Annotated in this window: 9 protein-coding genes and 1 CRISPR repeat array; of the genes, 2 read left to right on the forward strand and 7 right to left on the reverse strand. The window is 62.2% G+C overall.

Features of this window, described 5'->3' with window-relative positions:
- Positions 1-5: 5 nt before the first annotated feature.
- Positions 6-874: a CRISPR direct-repeat array (repeat unit 28 nt; unit sequence GTTCGCTGCCGCCCAGGCAGCTCAGAAA).
- Positions 875-1,117: 243 nt separating this feature from the next.
- From BUA41_RS18595 to BUA41_RS18610, 4 genes are all read right to left on the reverse strand, one after another.
- A complete protein-coding gene (locus tag BUA41_RS18595) occupies positions 1,118-1,405 on the reverse strand; it encodes a hypothetical protein (RefSeq protein WP_072825696.1) in 288 nt (95 codons plus the stop codon).
- Positions 1,395-1,688: a BrnT family toxin gene (locus BUA41_RS18600; protein WP_072825698.1), complete on the reverse strand. Its 294-nt coding sequence runs from the start codon at positions 1,686-1,688 to the stop codon at positions 1,395-1,397. Before BUA41_RS18600 ends, BUA41_RS18595 begins: the two co-directional genes overlap by 11 nt.
- Before the next feature lie 173 nt (positions 1,689-1,861).
- Positions 1,862-2,266 carry a hypothetical protein gene (locus BUA41_RS18605; RefSeq protein ID WP_072825701.1) on the reverse strand — a complete coding sequence of 135 codons (405 nt, stop codon included), beginning with the start codon at positions 2,264-2,266 and terminating at the stop codon, positions 1,862-1,864.
- An 87-nt stretch (positions 2,267-2,353) separates the two neighbouring features.
- Complete coding sequence (locus tag BUA41_RS18610) at positions 2,354-3,397, reverse strand: C45 family autoproteolytic acyltransferase/hydrolase (protein ID WP_072825703.1); 1,044 nt, start codon at positions 3,395-3,397, stop codon at positions 2,354-2,356.
- 191 nt (positions 3,398-3,588) lie between these two features.
- Here BUA41_RS18610 and BUA41_RS18615 point away from each other — a divergent pair, with 191 nt between their 5' ends.
- On the forward strand, positions 3,589-3,855 hold the full coding sequence (locus BUA41_RS18615) for a hypothetical protein (protein ID WP_072825705.1): 267 nt from the start codon (positions 3,589-3,591) through the stop codon (positions 3,853-3,855).
- A 64-nt stretch (positions 3,856-3,919) separates the two neighbouring features.
- Here the strand turns inward: BUA41_RS18615 and BUA41_RS19125 are convergent, their stop codons facing one another.
- From BUA41_RS19125 to BUA41_RS18625, 3 genes are all read right to left on the reverse strand, one after another.
- The gene (locus tag BUA41_RS19125; protein ID WP_139249187.1) at positions 3,920-4,096 is read right to left on the reverse strand and encodes a DUF2188 domain-containing protein; all 177 of its coding nucleotides are present in this window, start codon (positions 4,094-4,096) and stop codon (positions 3,920-3,922) included.
- Between the two features lie 21 nt (positions 4,097-4,117).
- Positions 4,118-4,285: a metallothionein gene (locus tag BUA41_RS18620; protein ID WP_072825707.1), complete on the reverse strand. Its 168-nt coding sequence runs from the start codon at positions 4,283-4,285 to the stop codon at positions 4,118-4,120.
- 88 nt (positions 4,286-4,373) lie between these two features.
- The gene (locus tag BUA41_RS18625) at positions 4,374-5,627 is read right to left on the reverse strand and encodes a dicarboxylate/amino acid:cation symporter (RefSeq protein WP_072825709.1); all 1,254 of its coding nucleotides are present in this window, start codon (positions 5,625-5,627) and stop codon (positions 4,374-4,376) included.
- A 273-nt stretch (positions 5,628-5,900) separates the two neighbouring features.
- On the opposite strand from BUA41_RS18625, the gene BUA41_RS18630 reads away from it, so the two are divergent.
- Positions 5,901-6,343 (forward strand): hypothetical protein (locus BUA41_RS18630; protein ID WP_217652849.1); only part of this gene is annotated, 443 nt, incomplete at its 3' end.

A 6,343-nucleotide genomic window follows, 5' to 3' on the forward strand; every position in this document is an offset into this window, starting at 1 on the left:
ATCGAGTTCGCTGCCGCCCAGGCAGCTCAGAAAAGGATTACCAGCTAGGCGCGGGCGGATGATAACGTTCGCTGCCGCCCAGGCAGCTCAGAAAACCTACGACGCGCCTCAAGGTGAGCGCTCGATGTTCGCTGCCGCCCAGGCAGCTCAGAAAGAATGAAGAGTTCACCTTTGCGCCGCAAAACGGTTCGCTGCCGCCCAGGCAGCTCAGAAATGAACGGGAACGGGCGCGTGCAGACCCTGCAAGTTCGCTGCCGCCCAGGCAGCTCAGAAAATAGGTCCAGCCATCGGGGAAACGCCCAATCAGTTCGCTGCCGCCCAGGCAGCTCAGAAACAGTGCTGCTCAAGATGCTATGCAGGCGATGCGTTCGCTGCCGCCCAGGCAGCTCAGAAAAAATAGCAAAGGCCCTAAAAGTAGACCCCCTAGTTCGCTGCCGCCCAGGCAGCTCAGAAAAATTCGTCGACGCGGGTGCAGATGATGTCGTCGTTCGCTGCCGCCCAGGCAGCTCAGAAAAAATAGCAAAGGCCCTAAAAGTAGACCCCCTAGTTCGCTGCCGCCCAGGCAGCTCAGAAAAATTCGTCGACGCGGGTGCAGATGATGTCGTCGTTCGCTGCCGCCCAGGCAGCTCAGAAAAGTTTGGGCGGCGTGCTTGACGGCCTCGGTCGGTTCGCTGCCGCCCAGGCAGCTCAGAAAAAAACACGGGAATTGGGGCCCCCGAATTAGCGGTTCGCTGCCGCCCAGGCAGCTCAGAAAGGGGGAATCAAATGATGGCTGTCCTCCCTGGGGTTCGCTGCCGCCCAGGCAGCTCAGAAAATAAGCGCCCAGACGAACCTTGCGGCCGTCGAGTTCGCTGCCGCCCAGGCAGCTCAGAAAGTTCCCGAGAGATAAAATCCCCGGCCGGAAAAAGTTCGCTGCCGCCCACGCCGAATTCCCCACGCCCGTGGGGATGCTCCTAAACAGGCGCTCAGGACGTGAGAGAATCCTCACCGTTCCCCGCAGGCGCGGGGACCAACCGGCGCTGGCACGGATTATCCGCGGCGAGGATGGGCCGTGCCTCACAGACGCGGGATCAACCGCCGTCGAGGCCTTAGCCGGGCCTCGGGAGGCGTTGGTGCCTCAGTGCGTCTGTTCCATATCGCGCACCGCCCGCTCGATGACCTCGGCGGCGACGCCTCGTGCTTTCAGCGCCTCGACCAGGCGCTGCACACCATCATCGAGATACTGCGCCTCGTCGCGCCGCAGCCCCTCGCTGACGTAGGCCTTCAATAGCGTTTGATAACCCTGGAAGCCTTTCAACGGCGCGATTGCCTTGAGCGTTTCCACCACGTCTTCCGGCATGCGCAGGGTCACCGTCGTCATGGGGCGGTCCTTGGCAAGACGCTTTTTCAGTGTCTCATTGAGCATAGATCGCCTCCTCTCTTCTTGTGGCGCGCCGCGCCGAAATGATGCGCAAGCCCTCGTCGTGAATCTCGACATACACCACGCAGAGCAACCGCGTGTGGGTGTCGAACCCGATCACGGCATCGCGTGGCTGGTCGTTACGCGAGGCGTCTTGCACCACCAGCAGGGGATCATCGAACACCGTCGCCGCTTCTTCGAAGCTCACGCCATGCTTGGCTAGATTTCCGCTGGCTTTACTCTCGTTCCAGATGAACGTCGTGCCACGATGCTGAAACTGGATATCCATTTATCCTCCTGTGTAAATACATTGTATTTACACAGGAGCGTTAGAGCAACGCCTGCACGGCTGGGTGTCTCGGGACGCCAAGGATGAAAAGCGTTGATGCTTATTGTGTAGGCATTGAGCGATAGCAAAAGATCTCGCGATAAAGCGTAGCCGCCCTATCGAAAAGCAGATCATCACCACCCCAGCCAGCCGCGCAGGCGCTGGAGGGAGGAGGCGTGGCTGTCGGTCGTGGCCTGCGCCGCCTTGCCCGAGAGGCACGCAGTTGCTTCTTTCAGCGGCGCCATGGTCGCTTCTAGGTGGTGACGGCAAAGCCGGCGGTTGACCGCGGCAGGGCACTGGGCCATCAGCAGGCCGCAGTGATAGATCGCGGTGTCCAGCGACTGGCATACCATCGGGAAGGGGCTGGCGTCTTGGCGGCACTTCCGCAGTTCCCCCAGGAGCATGCCGAGCAGGCGGGCGTCGAGCCAGCACGGGGTATCGTCGCCTTTGTCTGATTTCTCCACGGCGTCCTGTATGGCCTGGAAAGAGACATGCAAGAACGTGCAGGTGTAGTAGATCTGGGAGCGCTCGGAAGTCATGATGGTGGCCCATCAAATGATAATTATTTTCATTATCGTGAGGGGTCAGCCATCTGTCAAACGGTGAAAATGTTGTGCAGGACACTTCTACCCCGCTAGTTCCAACTCTACCTCCATCGCCTCTCCCGCCTCGCACGGCTTGCCCAGGCGCAGATGCAACCGCCGCTCGTTCAGGTTCATCACCACGGCGAACAGGGTCTCCATGCGCTCGGCTTCGGGTAGTTCGTGATTGGTGTGCCGGCAGATGGCCGAGGGCGCGTTGGCGTGGTCGCTGAGGAGGTCGAACAGGGCGCCGGGTTCGCTGGCGATGGGCCGATCGAGGAGTTGTCGTAGCCGGCTCAGCCGAACCGGAGAATCGGGTCTGGGGAAGTCGTTGACACAGGCCGCCGTCGCTTCGGCATAGAGATGGTTGGTGTGCAGCACCTTGCCATCCTGGGGTGGAAGTTCGCCGGGGGTGCCAGGGTGTACCTCGAAGCCGGTGGCCTGGCCGTCGTGACTGGCGATCAGGAAATGCGCGGGGGAGGCGACACGGTCTTCGTCCACTACGCGCCTGGCGGCGGCGAAGTCGGGGCATTCGAGGATCTTGCGCAGGGCGAAGTGAATGGGCAGGCCGTCGCCACAGGTCTGGGAGCGAATGGCGTTGAGGCAGACGCCGAGTCCGTGGGCGTTCATGCCGATCTTGCCGACCATGCCGGCTTCGCCGACGCTGATCAGCGGTGCTTGCCCAGCCAGGGCGATCTCGAGGGCGACCACGTTGCGTTGCTGGTCGGCGCGCCAGTCCCAGTTCTGGGCCAGCCATTGTCCGCCCTGGTTGAGCGAGAAGGCGGAACAGCCGCCGCTGGCCTGGGTCAGGGAGATTTCGCTGCGGCAGTTGAGGGTCAGGATGTCGTCGAAGTCGGTGCCGGCGCCATCGGCGATGCCCTGCACTTCGTCGAGAATGTCAGGAAAGAGGCGCTCGATGGCGGGTAGGAAGCGAGGCGCCATGCCGCGGGCCTCGCTCCAGGAGGAGCCCACGAAATCTCGGAACAGCCGGTCGTAGACGCGGATGCTATCCCGGATCTTGTCGGCGTGCTGGCGTCCGTGCTCGCGACCGATGGCGTCGCGGTCACCTGTCAATCGGGTCGGTTCCATGTTGCCTCGTCGTTTTCCCAACGTGGAGGTCTCACTCTAGCACGCCACCTGGTCGTGGGCTTGAGCACCCTTGTCGCTCGTGGTCTGTCGAGACGCGTGGGGTGAATTTGTCTTGACGGCGGGCAGCCGGCCACCTAGATTCTCACATGCAAATGAGAATTTTTATCAAATAGTGTCGGCAGGAGGCTATCATGACCTATTGCATCAGGACCGCATTCGAGGGAGGCAAGCCCACGCTGCAGATTTGCGATGCCTCGTCGGGTTCGGTGCGTTTCGCCCGGGAGCCTCCGCGAGAGGACTCAATGCCACAGGAAGTGGACCCGGATGAGCTGGCGCTCAGGCGGGAGGAGGCGGCGCACAACCTGTTTCGCCGGTTGTTTCTGCTCACCACCGAGCAGTATCTGAAAGGCGAAGCCTCGGGACTTGGGCCGCATGGCGGGTCGAAGGGCAGGGGATGACGGCGTTGCGTGGTGTCACGAGGACTGGGTGAAGCCCCCGGCTCGGGGGCTCCGGGTGGGGCGGTCAGTATTCGCGCTGTTCGAACTCTTCCGCGGCCTTGATGGCTTCTGCCTGGGTCTCGTGCTCGGAAACCACCGTCTCGTTGTCCGGTTGGCTTTCATCGATCACGTGCCAGCCGATGATCTTGTCGTTCAGGTCCGTGGCCTCATAGATGGGTTCTACGCGCGCTTGCTTTTGCATCGCTTCCTCCTTGCGTGGCGCCTAGGCGGATTGGCCGCAGCCACAATCTTCATGCTTGCACTTGATGCCGTTGGGATGGCCCGAGGCACAGGCATCGCAGCAGTACGCCTGGCCATCGGACATCACGGCATTGTCCGTATCGACTTCACAGTTGCAGTCCGGGCAGGCGCAGGTTTGTGAATCGGCCATGTGCAATCTCCTTTGCAGTGGTGTGTTTGTCTAGCGTAGAAGCGATGCGCCATTTTTTGAAAGACGAACCAGCAAATCCAAGGTTTCCTCAATCCTTGCTCGTGGCGTTGTAAACCTCCATGTCCAGCTCCCCTTCGCTCTTGCCGACCAGGGTGGTCACCATCAGGTCGCCGGCCACATTGACGCTGGTGCGGGCCATGTCCAGGATCCGATCGATACCGGCGATCACCGCGATGGCTTCCAGCGGCAAGCCCACCTGGGCCAGCACGATGGAGAGCATGATCAGCCCCGCGCCGGGCACGCCGGCGGTACCGATCGAGGCGAGGGTGCCGGTCACGATGATCATGCCGTAGTCCATCAGGCTCAGGTCGACCCCGACCAGTTGTGCGATGAACAATGCCACCACGCCCTGGTAGATGGCGGTGCCGTCCATGTTGATGGTGGCGCCCACCGGCAGCACGAACCCGGACACACCCTCGGAGACTCCCAGGTTGCGCTGGGCGCAGCGTAGGGACACCGGCAGGGTGCCGGAAGAGGAGGCCGAGGAGTAGGCGACCACCAGGGCGTCGAGGATGCCGCTCAGATAGCGCATCGGGTTCAGTCGCCCGAGCAGTACCAGTAGCCCGGTGTAGACCAGTAGCACGTGCAGCACGCTGGCCAGGTAGGCCACGCCGATCACCTTGGCCAAGGGCAGCAGCACATCCAGCCCGTAGTTGCCGGAGACGTAGGCGATCAGGCCGAACACGCCGAAGGGGGCAAAGGCCATGACGATCTCGGTGAGCTTGTACATCGCTTCGGCAAAGCTCTCGAAGAGGCGCACCACCGGTTCGCCCTTCTCGCCGATCAGGGTCAGGGAAATCCCCAGACCGATGGCGAAGACGATGATCTGCAGGATATTGCCTTCGGCCAGGGCATCGATGGGGTTCTGAGGCACCAGGTCGACCAGGATCTGCACCAGGGACGGGGCTTCTTCGGCCTGGACCGGCTTGTCGAAGCTCAGGTCGAGCCCCGTGCCCGGCTGAAAGATCGTCGAGGCCAGCAGGCCGATGGAGATGGCGAAGGCCGTGGTGATCAGGTACAGGGCGATGGTGCGCAGGCCGATGCGGCCCATCTTCTGCGGGTCGCGCATGGCGGTGATCCCGACGATCAGGGTCGAGAACACCAGGGGTACGATCAGCATCTTGATGGCGCTGATGAAGATGTCGCCGATGGGCTTGAAGACACTGGCGTTCTCGCCCATCAGCGCCCCGGCGAGCACCCCCAGCGCCAGGCCGGCGAGGATCTTCTGCCACAGGGGAATGCGCCGCCACAGGTTGGGCCGCGAGGGAGAGGGGGGTGCCATGATAGTCGTCTCCTGGGTAAAAGCGTTGCGCCGGGATTTTACAGCTTACGAACGGCAAGCATAGTAAAGAACTCTTGTAAGGTCTGCCGAGACCTCCGGCGCTTCCCGCTACGTTTGTAAGTCATTGACGACAAAGCATGTCAGCCATTCCTGACATTGATGTAAGCCGCGTTCCGGCGACGGTACTCATCCGGTAGCGTAAGCAAAATTCTGGTATGTACGCTAACCCGAGGCTCGATATATGTCGGGCCTTGATACGGAATAAACATCGTCATGAATACTCTTGACCTTCCCTTCCAGCCCAGTTGCCAGAACGGCAGCGGGGCGATCTATCATGCCGAATGCGTCACCAAGGTGCTCGTCACCCTGAAACACCAGGACACCCTGGGCCGACCGCTGCCCGCCGGCATCGCCGTCGACGTGCGCGACAGCCGCCAGCGCCCCTACCCAGGCGTGACCGATGAACACGGCATCAGCCACCATCCTGGGGTGCAGGCCGGGCCCTTCGCCTGGCAGTTGCGCGACGCCCCGGGGCGCCATCTGGTCGCCATCGACGACAGGCCGGTGCATCCGGTGGCGGCGGGGCTGGTCGCCCCGGAAGCCCTGGCCGTCATGAACGCGACCACGGTGGTCGCGACCTATCTGCCGCCGCCGCTCCTGATCGACCTGCATGCGCCGCAGACGACGCCAGCGTTCGCTATCGCATCGATCGCGCC

It is taken from the genome of Modicisalibacter ilicicola DSM 19980, from assembly GCF_900128925.1.
Taxonomy (GTDB): Bacteria; Pseudomonadota; Gammaproteobacteria; order Pseudomonadales; family Halomonadaceae; genus Modicisalibacter; species Modicisalibacter ilicicola.

Bases quoted from the DNA above. Each gene is read 5' to 3' on its own strand.
- BUA41_RS18605 (WP_072825701.1), bottom strand. From the start codon at position 2,266: ATGACTTCCGAGCGCTCCCAGATCTACTACACCTGCACGTTCTTGCAT.
- BUA41_RS18625 (WP_072825709.1), bottom strand. From the start codon at position 5,627: ATGGCACCCCCCTCTCCCTCGCGGCCCAACCTGTGGCGGCGCATTCCC.
- BUA41_RS18595 (WP_072825696.1), bottom strand. From the start codon at position 1,405: ATGCTCAATGAGACACTGAAAAAGCGTCTTGCCAAGGACCGCCCCATG.
- BUA41_RS18620 (WP_072825707.1), bottom strand. From the start codon at position 4,285: ATGGCCGATTCACAAACCTGCGCCTGCCCGGACTGCAACTGTGAAGTC.
- BUA41_RS18615 (WP_072825705.1), top strand. From the start codon at position 3,589: ATGACCTATTGCATCAGGACCGCATTCGAGGGAGGCAAGCCCACGCTG.
- BUA41_RS18610 (WP_072825703.1), bottom strand. From the start codon at position 3,397: ATGGAACCGACCCGATTGACAGGTGACCGCGACGCCATCGGTCGCGAG.
- BUA41_RS18600 (WP_072825698.1), bottom strand. From the start codon at position 1,688: ATGGATATCCAGTTTCAGCATCGTGGCACGACGTTCATCTGGAACGAG.
- BUA41_RS19125 (WP_139249187.1), bottom strand. From the start codon at position 4,096: ATGCAAAAGCAAGCGCGCGTAGAACCCATCTATGAGGCCACGGACCTG.